The sequence below is a fragment of the Actinoplanes lobatus genome, from assembly GCF_014205215.1.
GTDB lineage: Bacteria > Actinomycetota > Actinomycetes > Mycobacteriales > Micromonosporaceae > Actinoplanes > Actinoplanes lobatus.
In genome coordinates, this window is sequence record NZ_JACHNC010000001.1 from 2,971,905 (window position 1) to 2,990,964 (window position 19,060).

The window sequence follows — 19,060 nt, forward strand, 5'->3', positions numbered from 1 at the left end:
GATGCCGATCTGGACAGCCTGGTGGATCAGTCGATTCGCCGCTACCACTTCGCGGTGAAAGATTGATTGCCGATCATTGATGTCCGCCCCGCTCGGCGCCGGAAACCTGTCGGTGGGTCGGCATAGACTGGCTCCCGCGATGCGACCTTCCTCCGAAACCCCTGACCTGTTCTCGGCGACGGCCCCCGAGCCCCCGCGTCCGGCGCCCCGCCGGTTCGACGCCGAGTCCCTGCTCACCGGGCTGAACGGGCCCCAGCGAGACGCCGTGATCCACTCCGGCGCGCCGCTGCTCATCGTGGCCGGCGCCGGGTCGGGCAAGACCCGGGTGCTGACCCATCGGATCGCCTATCTGCTGGGCGAGCGCGGGGTGCACCCGGGCGAGATCATGGCGATCACCTTCACCAACAAGGCCGCCGGGGAGATGAAGGAACGGGTCGCCCATCTGGTCGGGCCGCGCGCCCGGATGATGTGGGTGTCGACCTTCCACTCCGCCTGCGTGCGCATCCTGCGTGCCGAGCACGAGCACGCCGGGCTGAAGAGCACCTTCTCGATCTACGACGCCGACGACTCGCGCCGCCTCATGCAGCTGGTCGCCCGCGAGCTCGACCTGGATCCCAAGCGATACACCGCTCGTGGCCTGGCCGCCCAGGTGTCGAACCTGAAGAACGAGCTGGTCCAGCCGGACGAGTTCAAGGCGAAGGCGAAGGGGCCCAACGAGCGGGCCGTCGCCGAGGCGTACGAGCTGTATCAGCGGCGGCTGCGCGAGGCGCACGCGCTGGACTTCGACGACATCATCATGACCACGGTGCACCTGTTCCAGTCGCACCCGCTGGTCGCCGAGGCGTACCGTCGCCGGTTCCGGCACGTCATGGTCGACGAGTACCAGGACACCAACCACGCTCAATACATGCTGATCCGCGAGCTGGTCGGCATCGAGGACCCGAGCGAGCTCTGCGTGGTCGGCGACGCCGACCAGTCGATCTACGCGTTCCGTGGCGCCACGATCCGCAACATCCTGGAGTTCGAGCGCGACTACCCGGCCGCCCGGACCATCCTGCTGGAGCAGAACTACCGGTCCACCCAGACCATCCTGACCGCGGCCAACGCGGTGATCGACCGCAACACTTCGCGCAAACCGAAACGGCTCTGGAGCGACCAGGGGCAGGGCGAGCAGATCGTCGGCTACGTTGCCGACACCGAGCACGCCGAGGCCGACTGGGTGGCCCGGGAGATCGACCGGCTCTGCGACAACCACGAGGTGCGCCCCGGCGACGTGGCCGTCTTCTACCGGACCAACGCGCAGTCCCGCGTCTTCGAGGAGGTGTTCATCCGCGTCGGCCTGCCGTACAAGGTGGTCGGTGGGGTGCGCTTCTACGAGCGCAAGGAGGTGCGGGACGCGCTCGGCTACCTCCGGGCGATCGTCAACGACGACGACACGGTCAGCATCCGCCGGGTGCTGAACACCCCGAAACGGGGCATCGGCGACCGGGCCGAGGCCTGCGTCGAGGCGCTGTCGTCACGGGACCGGGTGTCGTTCGGCCAGGCACTGCGCCGGGCCAAGGACGCGCCGGGCATCTCCACCCGCGCGGTCAACAGCATCACCGACTTCGTGGGGCTGCTCGACGACCTGCGGGTGCTGGCCACCACCGCCCCGCCGGAGGAGGTGCTGGAGGCCGTCCTGCAACGCTCCGGCCTGCTCGGCGAGCTGGAGGAGAGCCTCGACCCGCAGGACCAGGGCCGGGTGGAGAACCTCCAGGAGCTGGTGAGCGTCGCCCGGGAGTACACCGAACGCGTCGAGTCGCTGGCCGGTGAGGGGGAGGAGCAGGTCGCCACGCTGGCCGGGTTCCTGGAGCAGGTGGCCCTGGTGGCCGACGCCGACCAGATCCCCAGCGACGACCCGGAGCACCAGGGTGTGGTCACGCTGATGACCCTGCACACCGCGAAGGGGCTGGAGTTCCCGGTGGTCTTCCTGACCGGCCTGGAGGACGGCGTCTTCCCGCACATGCGGGCGCTCGGCGACAACACCGAGCTGGAGGAGGAGCGCCGCCTGGCCTATGTCGGGATCACCCGCGCCCGGCAGCGGCTCTACCTGTCCCGGGCGGTCACCCGGTCGGCGTGGGGCCAGCCGCAGTACAACCCGCCCTCCCGGTTCACCGACGAGCTGCCGACCGAGCTGGTTCGCTGGGAGCGCACCGGCGGGTCGTACACCTCCTGGTCCGGGACGGGCGGCGGAGTGGGTGGCCGCGGCGGGGGAGACCGCCAGCGCGGCGGAGGCTTCGCCGGGGGGACTCCCAAGGCGCAGCGGATCGCCGAACGCCTCGGTATCGACGGCAGCAAGCTCGCCACCGCGAGCGACCTGAAACCGGCGCCGAAGGTGGATCCCGGTGACCGGGTCAACCACCAGCGGTACGGCCTGGGCCGGGTGCTGGCGGTGGAGGGTCACGGCCCCGGCGCCCGGGCTCAGATCGACTTCGGCGACCAGGTGATGTGGCTGGTCCTGCGGCACGCCCCGATCGAGAAGCTCTAGGACTCCGGTTCGGAGCAGCCGGGGATCTCCACCCCGTGCCCGCGCATCCACGCGGTCGGCTCCAGCGGGTTCTGGAAATGCCCCTCATGCACCTCGAAGTGCAGGTGAGGGCCGGTCGAGTGCCCGGTCGAGCCCTCGTCGCCGATGTGCTCGCCGGCCTTGACCACCTGGCCCACCTCGACGCCGATCGCCGACAGGTGGCCGTAGTGGGTGAGGTAACCGTTGCCGTGGTCGATCAGGATCGCGTTGCCGTACCCGCCGTTGGGCCCGGCCGAGACGACGGTGCCGGCGCCCGCGGCCACCACCGGGCTGCCGTTCGCCGCGGCCAGGTCGACCCCGGCGTGCAGACGGCCCCAGCGCTGCCCGAAGCAGGAGGTCACCGTCGCCGACGGGAGGGGGTGGACCCACCGCAGCTTCGGCAGCGGGCGGGCCTTGAGCCGGACCGGGGCGCCGACCGGGCCCGCGGCGCCCGAGGCCGGGCCGAGCCGGGGGGCCTGGTCGCCGGAGGGTGCGACGACCGGCAGCGTGGCCGTGGCGTGCGCGGGGTGCGCGGCCGGGGGCGGATCGGAGACGGCGAGGGTGGACGCCGAGGCGGCGGACATGCCGGCGGCACCGATCCCGGTGGCCAGGGTCGCGCCCAGCGCGGTCATGGTGAGAGCCGTACGGCCGCGGGAGGCGAACATCGCGGGGAGCACGGGCGCGCGGTGGCGGCGGAGGTTCTCCTGCCGATGTCGTCCGGTCCGGCCCGATGACGAATGCTGCCCCACGCGGATGACCCCTCCCGACTGCCGTGACGTTCGCTGTCACGTACCTGTCGGGTCGGGGCGCGGGGCACTGAAGGGGATCGGCGGAGTTCTCCGAAGCCGCAACCGGGTGGGTTGCGAAGAGATCAGGAGGCGGCGGCCGCGGCCAGGCCGGCGTAGATCGACTCCATCTGGAGCTTGATGTCGACGCCCCGGTCCGCGAGGAAGGTGATCGGGTCGGTCGGCGTGCCCTTGACGTGCACCTCGAGGTGCAGGTGGGTGCCGTACGAATACCCGGTGTTGCCCACCTCGCCGATGACCTGACCGGCCTTGACCTGCTCGCCCTTCTCGACCACCACGCGGCGGGAGTGGGCGTAGATGATCTCGGTGCCGTCGTCCTGCCGGATCGTGACCGAGTAGCCGTAGCCGCCGCTGTAGCCGGCCGCGGTCACCGTGCCCCCGTGCACCGCCTTGTACGGCGTGCCCTCCGGGGCGGCCAGGTCGATGCCGGCGTGCAGCTTGCCGAACCGGACACCGTACGCGGAGGTGAACTCGTACTCGTCGAGCGGCAGCAGGTAGATGTCCTTGGCGGCCTGTTCGGCGCTGAGCTCGGCGCCGGCGGCCTCGCGGTTCTCCCCGCGGGACGCGGCGCCGTCCGAACGGCTCTCCAGGGCGTCGGCCGCGACCTGCTGCGTCTTGAGGCTCTGGAGGACGTCCGGGCTGACCGCCTTGGCGTCCGGGAGGTTGGAGGCCGCACCGAGGGCCACGACTCCCGCGCCGACGAAGGCTGAGGTGACGACGACGGCGTAGCGGCTGCGCGGAGGGGTCGGCACGCGGCGCCGGCCGCGATAGCGATCGGGCTCAGACGACAAGCGCTGGCGCACGAAGGATCCTCCGTCAGTGGCATTGCGGCGGCGCGGCAAGTTCAAACCCCGGGAAAATTGGGTTGAACAGTGGTCCGGCCGGGCTGTCGTTGTGGGGGGAACCTGTGTGACAGCCGTCGCCACGGTAACGAAACGGCAGCCGGGTCACAAGTCGCAGCGCCAATTTCGTGACAGTTAACGGTCGGTATTGATCATCTATTGTCCGAATTGATGAGCTTTCTGGTCGCGCGTTGAGTCAACCCTTCGTAATTGCTTGGAAGACGGAAAGTAATGTGACCCACTCAACTATTCCGCCGGTCCCCTGGTCGGGTCCAGCAGCTACCCCGGTCAAGCGTCCCGGGTTACCGTTCGTTCAGGTGACCACGGAGGAAGTCCGCGCTGCGGCCGGACGCCGGGGTCGGAGAGCCCGGAGGGGTCAGCATGCAAGCACGGATCAGGGTCGTCGTGGCGAAGCCCGGGCTGGACGGGCACGACCGCGGAGCCAAGGTGATCGCGCGGGCGCTGCGCGACGCCGGTATGGAAGTGATCTACACGGGGCTGCATCAGACGCCCGAGCAGATCGTGGAGACCGCGATTCAGGAGGACGCCGACGGCATCGGCCTGTCCGTCCTCTCCGGCGCGCACATGACTCTGTTCCGCAGGGTGCTGGAACTGTTGGCGGAGCGTGACGCCGCCGACATCGTGGTATTCGGTGGCGGCATCATTCCCGAGGATGACATCGCGGAATTGCAATCACTCGGGGTAGCCGGTCTATTCACTCCGGGTGCGTCACTCGAATCCATCGTCGAATGGGTTCGCGCCAATGTGGCGGCGCCGGTCGCCTGAATAGGCCGTTGACGGGCCGGGCGCAAAGGGAGAGGCCGGACGCACCCCTCACACGTCCGGCCCCTCTATGCGCGATGCCCCGCCGCCACCCCTCGACCGACAGGGCATCGGCCGCTTTCCGTGCGGGCGCCGTGGCGCTCCGACACCTGACTCAACGACCCCCTCCCGGGCGGGTTACGCGCGCTCGCGTGACTTTTTCGGCGCCGGCTCCGGCACGGTCGCTCAAGCAAAGGATGCGGACCGCGAGATTCGCCACCACATCGGCCGCCGTCGGATGGTGAGTTCTCCGTGTACACACTGTGCGCGGTGGCCACATCGGCCCCGGCCTGCTCTTTCGCCACTCCGGTGTGTGGTCTTGCACACCGTGCACCCGCGCGCTAACAGAGACCGATCAGGTCGCTAGTCTGCGGATGAAGGCCGTTTCGCAGATGCGGATGGGCCGGACGATCCTCACGCTGGCGGCGCGCTGCGCTGCGCCGCGCACACAGGTCGGGACGCAACGGTGCGGCTTGCCGGCGCTTGGCGTCGCGAGCGAAAGGAGACACGTGGACCTGTTCGAGTATCAGGGGCGCGACCTGTTCGAACGGCACGGGCTGCCCGTGCTGGGCGGCGGCGTCGCCGAGACCCCGCAGGAGGCCCGGGCGATCGCCGAGCGGCTGGGCGGCAAGGTCGTCGTCAAGGCGCAGGTCAAGGTCGGTGGCCGCGGTAAGGCCGGTGGCGTCAAGCTGGCCGACGGGCCGGACGAGGCCGAGGCCCGTGCGACCGACATCCTGGGCATGGACATCAAGGGCCACACGGTCCACAAGGTGATGCTGGCCGAGACGGCCGACATCAAGGAGGAGTACTACTTCTCCTACCTGCTGGACCGGGCCAACCGGACGTTCCTCTGCATCGCCAGCGTCGCCGGCGGTATGGAGATCGAGACGGTCGCCGAGGAGGACCCGGACCGGGTCGCCAAGATCGCGATCGACGCGAGCAAGGGCGTGGACGAGGCGAAGGCGCGCGAGATCGTGACCGCCGCCAAGTTCCCGGCCGAGGTCGCCGACCAGGTCGTCGACATCGCGGTGAAGCTGTGGGCGGCGTTCGTCGCCGAGGACGCCACGCTGGTCGAGGTCAACCCGCTCGCCAAGGTGGGCGACGGCCGGGTGCTGGCGCTGGACGCCAAGGTCACGCTGGACGAGAACGCCGGCTTCCGGCACCCCGACCACGAGGCCCTGGAGGACAAGTCCGCGGTCGACCCGCTGGAGCAGGCCGCCAAGGCGAAGAACCTCAACTACGTCAAGCTCGACGGTGAGGTCGGCATCATCGGTAACGGCGCCGGCCTGGTCATGTCGACCCTGGACGTGGTGGCGTACGCGGGTGAGAGCCACGGTGGCGTCAAGCCGGCCAACTTCCTCGACATCGGCGGTGGCGCGAGCGCCCAGGTGATGGCCAACGGCCTGGAGATCGTCCTCGGCGACCCGGCCGTGAAGTCCGTCTTCGTGAACGTCTTCGGCGGCATCACCGCCTGCGACGCGGTGGCCAACGGCATCGTCCAGGCCCTCGCCCTGCTTGCCGAGCGCGGCGAGACCGTCACCAAGCCGCTGGTCGTCCGCCTCGACGGCAACAACGCCGAGGCCGGCCGCGCCATCCTGGACGGCGCCAACAACCCGCTGGTCGAGCGGGTCGACACGATGGACGGAGCGGCCCAGCGTGCCGCCGAGCTCGCGGCTGCGGGGAAGTGAACTAATGGCGATCTGGCTCACCAAGGACTCCAAGGTCATCGTCCAGGGCATCACCGGTGGTGAGGGCTCCAAGCACACCAAGCGGATGCTCGCCGCGGGCACCCAGGTGGTCGGTGGCGTCAACCCGCGCAAGGCCGGCACCAAGGTGGACTTCGACGGCACCGAGCTGCCCGTCTTCGCCACCGTGGCGGAGGCCATCGCCGCGACCGGCGCCGACGTATCGGTCATCTTCGTACCGCCGGCGTTCACCAAGGCCGCGGTCGTCGAGGCGATCGACGCCGAGATCCCGCTCGCCGTGGTGATCACCGAGGGCGTGCCGGTGCAGGACTCGGCGGCGTTCTGGGCGTACAACGTGGCCAAGGGCGAGAAGACCCGGATCATCGGCCCGAACTGCCCCGGCATCGCGTCGCCCGGCGCCTCCAACGCCGGCATCATCCCGGCCGACATCACCCCGCAGGGCCGGATCGGCCTGGTCAGCAAGAGCGGCACGCTGACCTACCAGCTGATGTACGAGCTTCGCGAGTTCGGCTTCTCCACGGCGGTCGGCATCGGCGGTGACCCGATCATCGGCACCACCCACATCGACGCGCTGCGGGCCTTCCAGGACGACCCGGACACCGACGCGATCGTCATGATCGGTGAGATCGGTGGCGACGCCGAGGAGCGGGCCGCCGAGTTCATCAAGGCCAACGTCACCAAGCCGGTGGTCGGCTACATCGCCGGCTTCACCGCGCCGCCCGGGAAGACGATGGGCCACGCCGGCGCCATCATCTCCGGTTCGGCCGGCACCGCCGACGCCAAGAAGGTCGCGCTCGAGGCGGCCGGCGTCAAGGTCGGCAAGACGCCGTCCGAGACCGCCCAGCTCATGCGCGACATCTTGCGCTGAGCAAGCCTGTGCACATGGCGCGCCGCCGATCGGGAAGCGACCCGATCGGCGGCGCGCCGCCGTATCTGTATCGCCGCTCTGGCATCGGCATGGAAAAGTAGGCGCGATGTCCAGCACACCCGACCGGCCCGGCGGCTCGGAGGACCCGTTCGCGGTCGCCGAGGCGCTCCAGTCCGTGGTGCGGGACACCGCCGCGGTCGAGCGGACCACCGAGGCGATCGATGACGGCCGGCGCGACACCGTGGTGCTCGACGAGGAGATGCTCGGGCGCCGGGAGACGGTCCGGGTGCCCACCCAGCGCCGGCCCACCCCCGGGCGGCGTGCCCCGCTGCCGGTGGCGGCCCTCTTCGCCACGCTGTGGGCGGCCCTGTTGACCTACCTGCCGGTGGCCGCCGTGATCGGTCTGGCCCGCACCCTGGAGGGCTCCGGCGGGCTGGCCGGCGCCGCGCACGCCGGGCTGGCCGGGTGGATGCTCGGGCACGGCGTGCCGATCGGGACCTCGATCGGGCCGCTCGCGCTCGCCCCGCTGGCGCTCACCGGCTTCGTGCTCTGGCGGCTCAACCGGGCCGGGCTGCACGTGACCCGGGCGATCGGGGCCAGGCGAACCGGTTCGAGTCCCCGGGCGATCCTCGTCGCGGTGGCGGTCGGCTGCGCGTACGCCTTGGTCGGAGCCCTTGCCGCGATCCTGGTCGACGGTCGCGGCACGGAGGTCTCCATCGGTGGGGCCGCGTCGCGTTTCCTCGCCCTCGGCGTCCTCGGATCGCTGGTCGGGGCGCTGCGCGGCACCGACGCGATCTCGGTCCTGGCCCGCCGGGCTCCACCCGCGATCCGGCACGGTCTGCGGTCCGGTGTGGTCGCGGCGTTCCTGATCCTCGCCGCCGGAGCGGTCGCCGGCGGGCTCGCGGTCGCGCTCGGCGGAGCCCAGGCGGCGGACATCATCGCCGGCTACCAGACCGGCGTGGCCGGCCAGGCCGGCATCACCCTGATCAGCATCGGGTACGCGGTGAACGTCTCGATCTGGGCGGCCGCCTACCTGCTCGGCCCCGGCTTCGCGCTGGGCACCGGCACCATCGTCCGGCTCACCGAGGTGGCGGTCGGGCCGCCACCGATGCTGCCGCTGGTCGCCGGGCTCCCGGAAGGCCCGGTCGGGGCGATCGGCACCCTGCTGCTGGCCTGCCCGGTGATCGCCGGGACGGTGGCCGGCTGGGCGCTCACCCAGCGGCTGCGGTTCGGCCGGGACAGTGCGTGGCGGGCCGCCCGGCGGGCCGGCAAGGGCTCCGCCGCCGTCGTCGAGCCACGCTGGTCGCTGCTGGTGATGTCGGGCCTGTTCGCCGGCCCGGTCGCCGGGGTCGCCCTGGGCGTGCTGGCCTGGCTCTCCGGCGGCGCGGTCGGCTCCGGGCGGCTGTCCCGGATCGGGCCGGACCCGGTCCAGACCGGCGTCGTCGCGGCCCTCGTGGTGGCCGTCTCGGTCACCCTCGGGGCCATCGCCACCAGGGCGTTCTTCCGCCGTTCCTGACCTAGAAGTTCTCGAAGTCCTGCGGGTTGAAGTCCTTCAGGACCAGTCCCAGGATCAAAAACACCACGGTCAGGGCCAGTGCGGCGGCACCGCAGGCGATGCCCGCGATGGCCTGCCCGCGGTTGGTGGCCCGGCCCTGATCGGCCTTCTGTTTGCCGAGGACGCCCAGGACGATCGCCGCGAGGGCGAGCGGCACCCCGAGGTAGAAGCAACAGACCGTGGGGATCGAGACGATGCCCAGGATCATGGCGATCAGACCCTGGTTGTTGTCGGCAGCGGACGGCGGCATGCCGCCCGGTCCGTAATAGGGCGGGGGAGTGCTCATGCTTCGGTCCTCCGGATCCGGCGTGCGACCAATGATCGGTACGGATGCCCAAGTCGCCGCAGCTTAACGCAGGAGTGACCGATCCCGCCCAGGAAACGCCCCGTTGTCGGGGACGGCTCCGCGCGACGATAGGGTGCACAGGTGACTGACCCCGCGCCCGCCCGCCTGGTCGTCCTCATCTCCGGATCGGGCAGCAACCTGCAGGCTCTCCTCGAAGCGACAGCCGACCCGGCGTACGGCGCCACCGTCGTCGCGGTCGGCGCCGACCGGGACGGGATCGCCGGTCTGGACCACGCCGAGGCCGCCGGAATTCCCACCTTCGTGGACTCGGTGAAGGCCTACGCGAGCCGGGACGACTGGGATGCCGCGCTGACCGGGCACGTCGCCGACCACCGCCCGGATCTGGTGATCTCGGCCGGCTTCCTGAAGCTCGTCGGCAAACAGTTCCTGGACGCGTTCGGCGACCGGTACATCAACACCCACAACGCGCTGCTGCCGGCCTTCCCCGGCATCCACGGTCCGCGGGACGCGCTGGCGTACGGGGTGAAGGTGGCCGGCGCGACGCTCTTCTTCGTGGACGCCGGTGTCGACACCGGGCCGATCATCGCCCAGACCGTGGTCCCCGTGCTCGACGACGACACGGAGGACACCCTCACCGAGCGCATCAAGGTGGCCGAGCGGGCCCAACTGGTCGACTTCGTCGGCCGCCTGGTCCGCGAGGGCTGGACCATCCAGGACAGAAAGGTACGGATCCCGTGACCTCCATTGAGGGTCGTCGTCCGATCAAGCGGGCGCTGCTGAGCGTCTGGTACAAGGACGGCATCGTCGAGCTGGCGCAGGCGCTGCACGCCGCCGGGGTAGAGATCGTCTCGACCGGTTCGACCGCGTCGACCGTGGAGGCGGCCGGTGTGCCGGTCACCCGGGTCGAGCAGCTGACCGGCTTCCCGGAGATCCTCAGCGACCGGGTCAAGACGCTGCACCCGCGTGTCCACGGTGGGCTGCTCGCCGACATGCGGCTGGAGAGCCACGTGAGCGAGCTGGCCGAGCACGGCATCGAGCCGTTCGACCTGCTGATCAGCAACCTCTACCCGTTCACCGAGACGGTCGCCTCGGGTGCGGGCGAGGAGGAGTGCATCGCGAAGATCGACATCGGTGGGCCGGCCATGGTCCGGGCCGCGGCCAAGAACCACGCCTCCGTCGCGGTCGTCACGGCCGTTTCCGCGTACCCCCTGGTGTTGGAGGCGGTGAAGAACGGCGGCTTCACGCTGACGCAGCGCAAGCTGCTCGCGGCTCGCGCCTTCGCGGACATCGCGGAGTACGACGTGGCCGTCGCCAACTGGTGTGCCGGTCAGCTGGCGCCGTCGGAGTGGCCGGAGTTCACCGGGCTCGCGCTGAAGCGGGAGAACACGCTGCGCTACGGGGAGAACCCGCACCAGCGGGCCGCGCTCTACCTCGACCCGGAGGCGCCCGCCGGGCTGGCCCAGGCCGAGCTGCTGCACGGCGGCGAGATGTCGTTCAACAATTACGTCGACGCGGATGCCGCCTGGCGCAGCGCCAACGACTTCACCGAGCCGTGTGTCGCGATCATCAAGCACGCCAATCCGTGCGGCATCGCGATCGGCGCGGACGTGGCCGAGGCGCACCGTAAGGCGCACGCCTGCGACCCGCTGTCCGCCTACGGTGGCGTGATCGCGGTCAACCAGGAGGTGACCGTGGAGCTGGCCAAGCAGCTCGACGGCATCCTCACCGAGGCGATCGTGGCGCCCTCCTACGCCCCCGAGGCGCTGGAGGTCTTCCGGGCGAAGAAGAAGCTGCGAGTGCTCGCCGCTCCCGCGTGGAAGCCGGCGGCCGCCGAGATCAAGCAGGTCAGCGGCGGTGTGCTGGTGCAGACCGCGGACCGGATCGACGCGTCCGGCGACGACCCGGCGAACTGGACGCTGGCGACCGGGCCGGCGCTCACCGGTGCGGATCTCGCCGACCTGGTGTTCGCCTGGCGGGCGGTGCGCGGTGTGAAGAGCAACGCCATCCTGCTGGCCAAGGACGGCGCTACCGTCGGCGTCGGGATGGGCCAGGTCAACCGGGTCGACTCGGCTCACCTCGCGGCGAACCGGGCCGGCGCCGAGCGGGCCAAGGGCAGCGTGGCGGCGTCCGACGCGTTCTTCCCGTTCCCGGACGGTCTCGAGGTGCTGATCGAGGCGGGAATCAAGGCGGTGGTCCAGCCCGGTGGCTCGATCCGTGACAACCTGGTGATCGAGGCCGCCGAGAAGGCCGGCCTGACTGTCTACCTGACCGGGACGCGGCACTTCTACCACTGATCACATTGCTGGCAGGGTCGGCTGAGGTGGCTTATCTCCCGTTCAGCCGACCGGCTGGTAATCGTCCGTTAACCGGCTGATACGGTCGCGAAAATTCGCCCGGACACTGGGAGAGCAGAGCTATGGGCAAGAAGGTAACCGTCGTAGGCGCCGGTTTCTACGGGTCCACGACCGCGCAGCGTCTCGCCGAGTACGACATCTTCGAGACGGTGGTTCTCACCGACATCATCGACGGAAAGCCGGCGGGTATCGCGCTCGACATCAACCAGTCCCGGTCGATCGAGGGCTTCGAGACCAAGGTCGTCGGCGTCAGCACCGGCCCGAGCGGCGAGGGCTACGAGGCCATCGCGGGCTCCGACGTGGTGGTCGTGACCGCTGGTCTGCCGCGTAAGCCGGGCATGAGCCGGATGGACCTGCTCGAGGTCAACGCGAAGATCGTTCGGCAGGTCGCCGAGAACATCAAGAAGTACGCGCCGAACGCGGTCGTCATCGTGGTGTCCAACCCGGTCGACGAGATGACCGCGCTGGCCCAGCTCGCCACCGAGTTCCCCCGGAACCAGGTCTTCGGCCAGGCCGGTGTGCTCGACACCGCCCGGTTCACCAACTTCATCGCCGAGGAGCTGAACGTTCCGGTGTCCAGCGTCAAGGCGCTGACCCTGGGCTCGCACGGCGACACCATGGTGCCGGTTCCGTCGCGCTGCACCGTCGACGGCAAGCCGCTGTCCGACCTGCTGCCGGCCGACAAGATCGAGGAGCTGGTCGTCCGTACCCGTAACGGTGGCGCCGAGGTGGTCGCGCTGCTGAAGACGGGCTCGGCGTACTACGCCCCGTCGGCCGCCGCGGCCCGCATGGCCAAGGCCGTCGCCGAGGACTCCGGCGTGGTCATGCCGGTCTGTGCCTGGGTCGACGGTGAGTACGGCATCTCCGGCGTCTACCTGGGCGTCGAGGCCGAGCTGGGCGCGCAGGGCATCAAGAAGGTCGTCGAGGACAAGCTCACCGAGAGCGAGCTGGCCGGCCTGAAGGAGGCCGCCGAGGCGGTCCGCGCCAAGCAGGCGGACGTCGCGCACCTCTAGGATTTCGCTGACGTTGGCCGGGGCGGTGCGCCCCGGCCTTCGTCGTTTCCACGCCGGTGAGCACCATCACCGATCTGCTCGGTGAGCGGCGGTGGCGCGGATCGGCGTACCGATTCGTCCCGGCCTGGGATGGTAGAGGGGACCGCCGGAACGGGGCCGCCCGGCGATCTACGGGGAGCGGGCAGTACGCTCGTACTGCTAAGCGTGTGTTTCGGGAGAGGAGCGCCGGCCGATGGCGAAAATCAAGGTCAAGAACCCGGTCGTTGAGATCGACGGCGACGAGATGACCCGGATCATCTGGAAGCAGATTCGTGAGCAGCTGATCCTGCCGTACCTCGATGTGAACCTCGAGTACTACGACCTGTCGATCCAGTACCGGGACGAGACCGACGACCAGGTGACGATCGACTCGGCCAACGCCATCAAGCGGCACGGCGTGGGCGTCAAGTGCGCCACCATCACGCCGGACGAGGCGCGGGTCGACGAGTTCGGCCTCAAGAAGATGTGGCGGTCGCCGAACGGCACGATCCGCAACATCCTCGGCGGCGTCGTCTTCCGCGAGCCGATCATCATGAAGAACGTACCCCGGCTGGTACCGAGCTGGACCAAGCCGATCATCATCGGCCGTCACGCCCACGGCGACCAGTACAAGGCGACCGACTTCGTCGCGCCGAAGGCCGGCAAGTTCACCGTCACCTTCACGCCGGAGGACGGCTCCGAGCCGCTGGAGTTCCACGTCGCGGACTTCCCGGCCGGTGGCGTGGGCATGGCGATGTACAACTTCGACGAGTCGATCCGCGACTTCGCGCGGGCCTCGTTCCGGTACGGCCTGGCCCGTAACTACCCGGTCTACCTCTCCACCAAGAACACGATCCTGAAGGCCTACGACGGGCGTTTCAAGGACCTGTTCGCGGAGATCTTCGAGACCGAGTTCGCGGACCAGTTCAAGGAGGCCGGTCTCACCTACGAGCACCGGCTGATCGACGACATGGTCGCCGCCGCCCTGAAGTGGGAGGGTGGCTACGTCTGGGCCTGCAAGAACTACGACGGCGACGTGCAGTCCGACACGGTGGCCCAGGGCTTCGGCTCGCTCGGTCTGATGACCAGCGTGCTGATGACCCCGGACGGCCAGACCGTCGAGGCCGAGGCCGCCCACGGCACCGTCACCCGGCACTACCGGCAGTGGCAGAAGGGCGAGAAGACCTCGACCAACCCGATCGCCTCGATCTTCGCCTGGACCGGCGGCCTCAAGCACCGTGGCAAGCTGGACGGCACCCCCGAGGTGACCGAGTTCGCCGAGAAGCTCGAGCGGGTCTGCATCGAGACCGTCGAGGGTGGTCAGATGACCAAGGACCTCGCGCTGCTGATCGGCCGCGACGCCCCGTGGCTGTCCACCGACGAGTTCATGAACGCTCTGGACGAGAACCTGGCGCGCAAGCTCGCCGCCTGAATTCAGCGGTAACACCTCGAAGGTCCCGCCGGCCACCGTGCCGGCGGGACCTTCGTCCTTTGAGAACGGGCCTTCACGCCGCGTACATCGATCCCCGCCGCGCCAAGGATGAAAGAGGCGGGGATGGATCCCCGCTGACCCGAGTCGAGGGGAAGAGGATCGTGAGCGAGCTGGAGGCGACGATCGACCTGCTGGTGCGTCACGCGGAGAAGGCTCTCGCCGACTACGCGGACTTCACCCAGGAGCAGGTCGACCACATCGTCGGCAAGGCCTCCGTGGCCGCGCTGGACAAGCATGGCGAGCTGGCCAGGTCGGCGGTCGAGGAGACCGGGCGGGGTGTGTTCGAGGACAAGGCCGTCAAGAACATCTTCGCCTGTGAGCACGTCACGAACAGCATGGCCGGCATGCGTACGGTCGGCATCATCCACCGCGACGACATCAACGGCATCACCGAGATCGCCGACCCGGTGGGTGTGGTCTGCGCCGTGACGCCGGTGACCAACCCCACCTCCACCACCATCTTCAAGGCCCTGCTCGCGCTGAAGACCCGCAACCCGATCGTCTTCGCCTTCCACCCGAACGCCCAGCGGTGCAGTGCCGAGGCGGCGCGGGTGGTCCGGGACGCGGCGGTCGCGGCCGGCGCCCCGGAGCACTGTGTCCAGTGGGTCGAGCAGCCCTCCATCCAGGCCACCTCGGCTCTGATGAACCACCCGGGCGTCGCCACGATCCTGGCCACCGGCGGCAACGCGATGGTCCGGGCCGCCTACTCGACCGGCAAGCCGGCCCTCGGCGTCGGCGCCGGCAACGTCCCGGCGTACGTCCACGCGTCCGCCGACGTGGTCCGCGCCGTCCACGACATCGTGCTGTCGAAGACCTTCGACAACGGCATGATCTGCGCCTCCGAGCAGGCCGTCGTCCTGGACGACTCGGTCGCCGGGCAGGCGCTCGCGGAGTTCCGGCGGCTGCACGCCCACCTGGCGACCGAGGACGAGACGCGGCTGCTGCGGGACTTCATCTTCCCGGACGGGCGGAAACTGAACGCCGACGTGGTGGGCCGGTCCGCGGCCTGGATCGCCGAGCAGGCCGGATTCACCATCCCGGCCGACACCTCGGTGCTGCTCGCCGAGATCGGCGAGGTCGGTGCGGCCGAGCCGCTGAGCCGGGAGAAGCTCTGCCCGGTGCTGGCCGTGCTCAAGGCCTCAGGCGAGGAGCAGGGCATCCGGTACGCCGAGCAGATGGTCGAGTTCCACGGGCTCGGGCACAGCGCGGTCGTGCACGCCAGGGACGCCGGCCTGTCGGAGCGGTTCGGCAAGCGGATGAAGGCGGTCCGGATCATCTGGAACGCGCCCGCCTCGCAGGGCGGCATCGGTGACATCTACAACGGCTTCCGCCCCTCGCTCACCCTGGGCTGCGGCAGCTACGGGCACACCTCGGTCTCCGACAACGTGTCCGCCCTCAACCTGCTCAACATCAAGCGCATCGGCCGTAGGACGAACAACATGCAGTGGTTCAAGGTGCCGGCCAAGATGTACTTCGAGCCGCACGCCATCCGGTACTTCCAGGACATGCCCGAGGTCTCCCGGGTCACCATCGTCACCGACCACACCATGACCAGGCTCGGGTACGTCGACCGGATCAGCAACGTGCTGCGCCGGCGCCCGGAGCCGGTGACCATCCAGGTGATCGACAGCGTCGAGCCGGAGCCCAGCATCGAGACGGTGCAGACCGGCGCGGCCCTGATGCGCTCCTTCCGGCCGGACACGATCATCGCGCTCGGCGGCGGCTCGCCGATGGACGCCGCGAAGGTGATGTGGCTGCTCTACGAGCACCCGGACGTCGACTTCGCGGACATGAAGGAGAAGTTCTTCGACGTCCGTAAGCGGGCCTTCAAGTTCCCGACCCTGGGCAGTCTGGCCAAGCTGGTCTGCGTGCCGACCACCTCCGGCACCGGCGCCGAGGTCACCCCGTTCGCGGTGATCACCGACACCGCGACCGGGCAGAAGTACCCGCTGGCCGACTACGCGCTCACCCCGAGCGTGGCGATCATCGACCCGCACCTGACCAAGGACCTGCCGCCGGTGGTCACCGCGGACAGCGGCTTCGACGCGCTGACCCACGCCACCGAGGCGTACGTCTCGGTCTACGCCAGCGACTTCACCGACGGCCTCGCCCTGCACGCCATCAAGCTGATCTTCGGCAACCTGGAGCGGGCAGTCTCCGCCGGCCCCGAGGACCCGGTCGCGCGGGAGAAGATGCACAATGCCGGGACGATCGCCGGCATGTCGTTCGGCAACGCGTTCCTCGGCATCGTGCACGCCATGGCGCACACCCTGGGCGCCACCTTCCACGTGGCGCACGGCCGGACCAACGCGATCCTGCTGCCGCACGTGATCCGGCACAACGGCACCGTGCCGTCGAAGCTGAACAGCTGGCCGAAGTACGAGCGGTACATCGCCCCCGAGCGCTTCCAGGACATCGCCCGGCACCTGGGCCTGCCCGCCGACACCCCGGAGCAGGGCGTCGAGTCCTACGCCCAGGCCGTCGAGAGGCTGCGCGCGGCCGTCGGCATCCCGTCGTCCTTCCAGGGCGCGGGCGTGGACGAGAAGGAGTTCCTGGACGCGCTGCCGCAGCAGGCCATGAACGCCTACCTGGACCAGTGCGCGCCGGCCAACCCGCGGATGCCGATGCTGGCCGACCTCGAGCGGATCATGAAGGAGGCCTACTACGGGCAGTAACCGGTAGCCCGCGTGGCTCGTTGACCGGTGGGGAGGCCTTGTCCCGGGCCTCCCCACCGAATCTTTTTCAACGTGGCGGGGGCGAAAGCGCCCGACGCCGGCCTACGGCCGTGAACTTCCGCCCGATGCCAGGTTGAAAAAGGTTCGGCGTCTGTCAGATGTCGCGCAGCCGCTGTGCCGCGGCCTCCGGGACGATGTCGTTGACGAACGCGCCCATCGCCGACTCCGACCCGGCCAGGAACTTCAGCTTGTCCGCGGCCCGCCGGATGCTGAACAGCTCCAGGTGCAGATAGCCCAGCTCGCGGCCCTCGCCGGTGACCGCCTGGTGCCAGGCCGAGATGTACGGCATCGGCTTGCCGAACAGCCCGTCGAAGCGGCGCAGCAGGTCCAGGTAGAGCGGGCCGAACGCGTCCCGTTCCGCATCGGTCAGCGCCGGCAGATCGGGGACCTGCCGGTGCGGCGCCAGGTGCACCTCGAACGGCCAGCGGGCGGCGGCCGGCACGTACGCCGTCCAGTGTTCGTTGGACGCCACCACGCGCACCTTCGCCTCCTGCTCGGCGGCGAGGACGTCGGCGTACAGATTGCGCCCGGTCTTCTCGAAGTGCCGTTTCGCGGCCCGCAGGTAGGCCGCGGTCTTCGGGGTCACCGTCGGGTAGGCGTAGATCTGGCCGTGCGGGTGGTGCAGGGTCACGCCGATCTCGACGCCCCGGTTCTCGAACGGGAACACCTGTGCCACCTCGGGCAGCGCGGACAGCTCGGCCGTCCGGTCGGCGAGAGCATCGATCACGGTACGGACGCGCGCGGGCGGAAGTGAGCCGAAGGCGCTGTCGTGGTCGCTGGTGAAGCAGACCACCTCGCACCGGCCGTGGCCCGGCCGGACCGGGACCATGTCGGTCACCTGGGTCAGCTCGTCCGGCACGATCCGGTCGGAGAACGACGGGAACTGGTTCTCGAAGACCACCACGTCGTAGCTGGGCGCCGGGATCTCGCTGGCGAACCGCTCGGTGGTCGGGCACAGCGGGCAGGCGTCCGACGGCGGCAGGAAGGTCCGGGTGTTGCGGTGCGCGGCGATCGCGATCCACTCATCGGTCAGCGGGTCGTAGCGCAGCTGAGAGGCCGGCGGGGGCGGCGGCAGCTGACGGGTGTCCGGGTACCCGGACCGGCCGCTGCCGGGGTCCTCGTCGAAGTAGATCAGCTCACGGCCGTCGGAGAGCTGGACGGCCGATCGGGTCGGAGTCATTGGGGATTCACCACCACGAGTTCAGGGACTGTTTCCGTGAGGAGGTCACGGGCGCCGGCTTCCAGGCCGTCGTCGGTGATCAACACGTTGGCGCGGGCCAACGGCACGATCGAGGAGATGCCGACGGTGCCCCACTTGGTGTGGTCGGCGAGCACCACCAGGCGCTCGGCGGCCTCGACCAGGGCCCGGTTGACGTCGGCTTCCATGAGGTTGGGGGTGGTGTATCCGGCGCGCTCGCTCATCCCGTGCACACCGAGGAACAGCATGTCCAGGTGCAGGGTGCCGATGGCGGCCACCGCCACCGGGCCGACCAGCGCGTCAGACGGGGTCCGGGTGCCGCCGGTGAGCACGACCGTCTGATCCGGGCGGCCGGCGCGGTAGAACACGTCGGCGACCGGGATCGAGTTGGTCACCACGGTCAGGCTCGGCACGTCGACGAGGCGCTGGGCGAGCTCCGCCGTGGTGGTGCCGGCGGACAGGGCGATGGCGTCGCCGGGGGAGACCATGGCGGCCGCCCGCATGGCGATCGCCGTCTTCTCCCCGCGCTGGCGCACCGACTTGGCGGCGAAGCCCGGCTCGTGCGCCGAACCGGGACTGACGGTAGTCGCTCCACCATGTACCTTCGCCAGCAAACCGCGGTCGGCGAGGGCCTCCAGGTCACGACGGATCGTCATGTCGGAGACGCCGTACTCGGCGGCGAGCTCGGTGACCCGGACGCCGCCGGTGGCGCGGACCCGGTCGAGGATCGCGGCCTGTCTCTGCTGAGCCAACATCAGTTGGACCGCACTAATTCGAACACACTCGAACAGTACCCCGT

The 19,060-nt window shown here is 69.8% G+C and carries 15 protein-coding genes; 10 read left to right on the top strand and 5 right to left on the bottom strand.

Annotated elements, in window-relative coordinates; all coding sequences use genetic code 11:
- Positions 1-139: 139 nt before the first annotated feature.
- Positions 140-2,527: a DNA helicase PcrA gene (gene pcrA / locus BJ964_RS13785; protein WP_188121034.1), complete on the top strand. Its 2,388-nt coding sequence runs from the start codon at positions 140-142 to the stop codon at positions 2,525-2,527.
- On the opposite strand, the gene BJ964_RS13790 is transcribed toward pcrA, so the two are convergent.
- Together BJ964_RS13790 and BJ964_RS13795 are read right to left on the bottom strand one after the other, a co-directional pair.
- On the bottom strand, positions 2,524-3,222 hold the full coding sequence (locus tag BJ964_RS13790) for a M23 family metallopeptidase (RefSeq protein ID WP_229806632.1): 699 nt from the start codon (positions 3,220-3,222) through the stop codon (positions 2,524-2,526). The two genes, pcrA and BJ964_RS13790, sit on opposite strands and share 4 nt — an antisense overlap.
- Positions 3,223-3,416: 194 nt before the next feature.
- Positions 3,417-4,154, bottom strand: a complete 738-nt coding sequence (locus tag BJ964_RS13795; RefSeq protein ID WP_188121035.1) for a M23 family metallopeptidase — start codon at positions 4,152-4,154, stop codon at positions 3,417-3,419.
- 420 nt (positions 4,155-4,574) lie between these two features.
- Between BJ964_RS13795 and BJ964_RS13800 the strand changes: the two genes are divergently transcribed.
- From BJ964_RS13800 to BJ964_RS13815, 4 genes are all read left to right on the top strand, one after another.
- Positions 4,575-4,979, top strand: coding sequence for a cobalamin B12-binding domain-containing protein (locus BJ964_RS13800; protein ID WP_183222921.1), 405 nt, complete (start codon positions 4,575-4,577; stop codon positions 4,977-4,979).
- A 545-nt stretch (positions 4,980-5,524) separates the two neighbouring features.
- A complete protein-coding gene (gene sucC, locus BJ964_RS13805; RefSeq protein ID WP_188121036.1) occupies positions 5,525-6,703 on the top strand; it encodes an ADP-forming succinate--CoA ligase subunit beta in 1,179 nt (392 codons plus the stop codon).
- A gap of 4 nt (positions 6,704-6,707) precedes the next feature.
- Positions 6,708-7,589, top strand: a complete 882-nt coding sequence (gene sucD / locus BJ964_RS13810; protein ID WP_188121037.1) for a succinate--CoA ligase subunit alpha — start codon at positions 6,708-6,710, stop codon at positions 7,587-7,589.
- 106 nt (positions 7,590-7,695) lie between these two features.
- Complete coding sequence (locus BJ964_RS13815; protein WP_188121038.1) at positions 7,696-9,105, top strand: cell division protein PerM; 1,410 nt, start codon at positions 7,696-7,698, stop codon at positions 9,103-9,105.
- Between the two features lies 1 nt (position 9,106).
- On the opposite strand, the gene BJ964_RS13820 is transcribed toward BJ964_RS13815, so the two are convergent.
- A complete protein-coding gene (locus BJ964_RS13820) occupies positions 9,107-9,430 on the bottom strand; it encodes a DUF4190 domain-containing protein (RefSeq protein WP_188121039.1) in 324 nt (107 codons plus the stop codon).
- 141 nt (positions 9,431-9,571) lie between these two features.
- On the opposite strand from BJ964_RS13820, the gene purN reads away from it, so the two are divergent.
- From purN to adhE, 5 genes are all read left to right on the top strand, one after another.
- Positions 9,572-10,189, top strand: a complete 618-nt coding sequence (purN, locus tag BJ964_RS13825; RefSeq protein ID WP_188121040.1) for a phosphoribosylglycinamide formyltransferase — start codon at positions 9,572-9,574, stop codon at positions 10,187-10,189.
- Positions 10,186-11,745 (top strand): bifunctional phosphoribosylaminoimidazolecarboxamide formyltransferase/IMP cyclohydrolase, encoded by a 1,560-nt coding sequence (gene purH / locus BJ964_RS13830; protein ID WP_188121041.1) that lies wholly within the window; start codon positions 10,186-10,188, stop codon positions 11,743-11,745. The genes purN and purH overlap by 4 nt, the downstream gene beginning before the upstream one ends.
- 122 nt (positions 11,746-11,867) lie before the next feature.
- A complete protein-coding gene (mdh, locus tag BJ964_RS13835) occupies positions 11,868-12,818 on the top strand; it encodes a malate dehydrogenase (RefSeq protein WP_188121042.1) in 951 nt (316 codons plus the stop codon).
- A 232-nt stretch (positions 12,819-13,050) separates the two neighbouring features.
- Positions 13,051-14,268: an NADP-dependent isocitrate dehydrogenase gene (locus BJ964_RS13840; RefSeq protein ID WP_188121043.1), complete on the top strand. Its 1,218-nt coding sequence runs from the start codon at positions 13,051-13,053 to the stop codon at positions 14,266-14,268.
- A gap of 161 nt (positions 14,269-14,429) precedes the next feature.
- A complete protein-coding gene (gene adhE, locus BJ964_RS13845; RefSeq protein WP_229806633.1) occupies positions 14,430-17,003 on the top strand; it encodes a bifunctional acetaldehyde-CoA/alcohol dehydrogenase in 2,574 nt (857 codons plus the stop codon).
- A 154-nt stretch (positions 17,004-17,157) separates the two neighbouring features.
- Here adhE and galT read toward each other — a convergent pair whose 3' ends face one another.
- Together galT and BJ964_RS13855 are read right to left on the bottom strand one after the other, a co-directional pair.
- Complete coding sequence (galT, locus tag BJ964_RS13850) at positions 17,158-18,243, bottom strand: galactose-1-phosphate uridylyltransferase (RefSeq protein WP_188121044.1); 1,086 nt, start codon at positions 18,241-18,243, stop codon at positions 17,158-17,160.
- On the bottom strand, positions 18,240-19,016 hold the full coding sequence (locus tag BJ964_RS13855) for a DeoR/GlpR family DNA-binding transcription regulator (RefSeq protein WP_188121045.1): 777 nt from the start codon (positions 19,014-19,016) through the stop codon (positions 18,240-18,242). Before BJ964_RS13855 ends, galT begins: the two co-directional genes overlap by 4 nt.
- Positions 19,017-19,060: the final 44 nt, after the last annotated feature.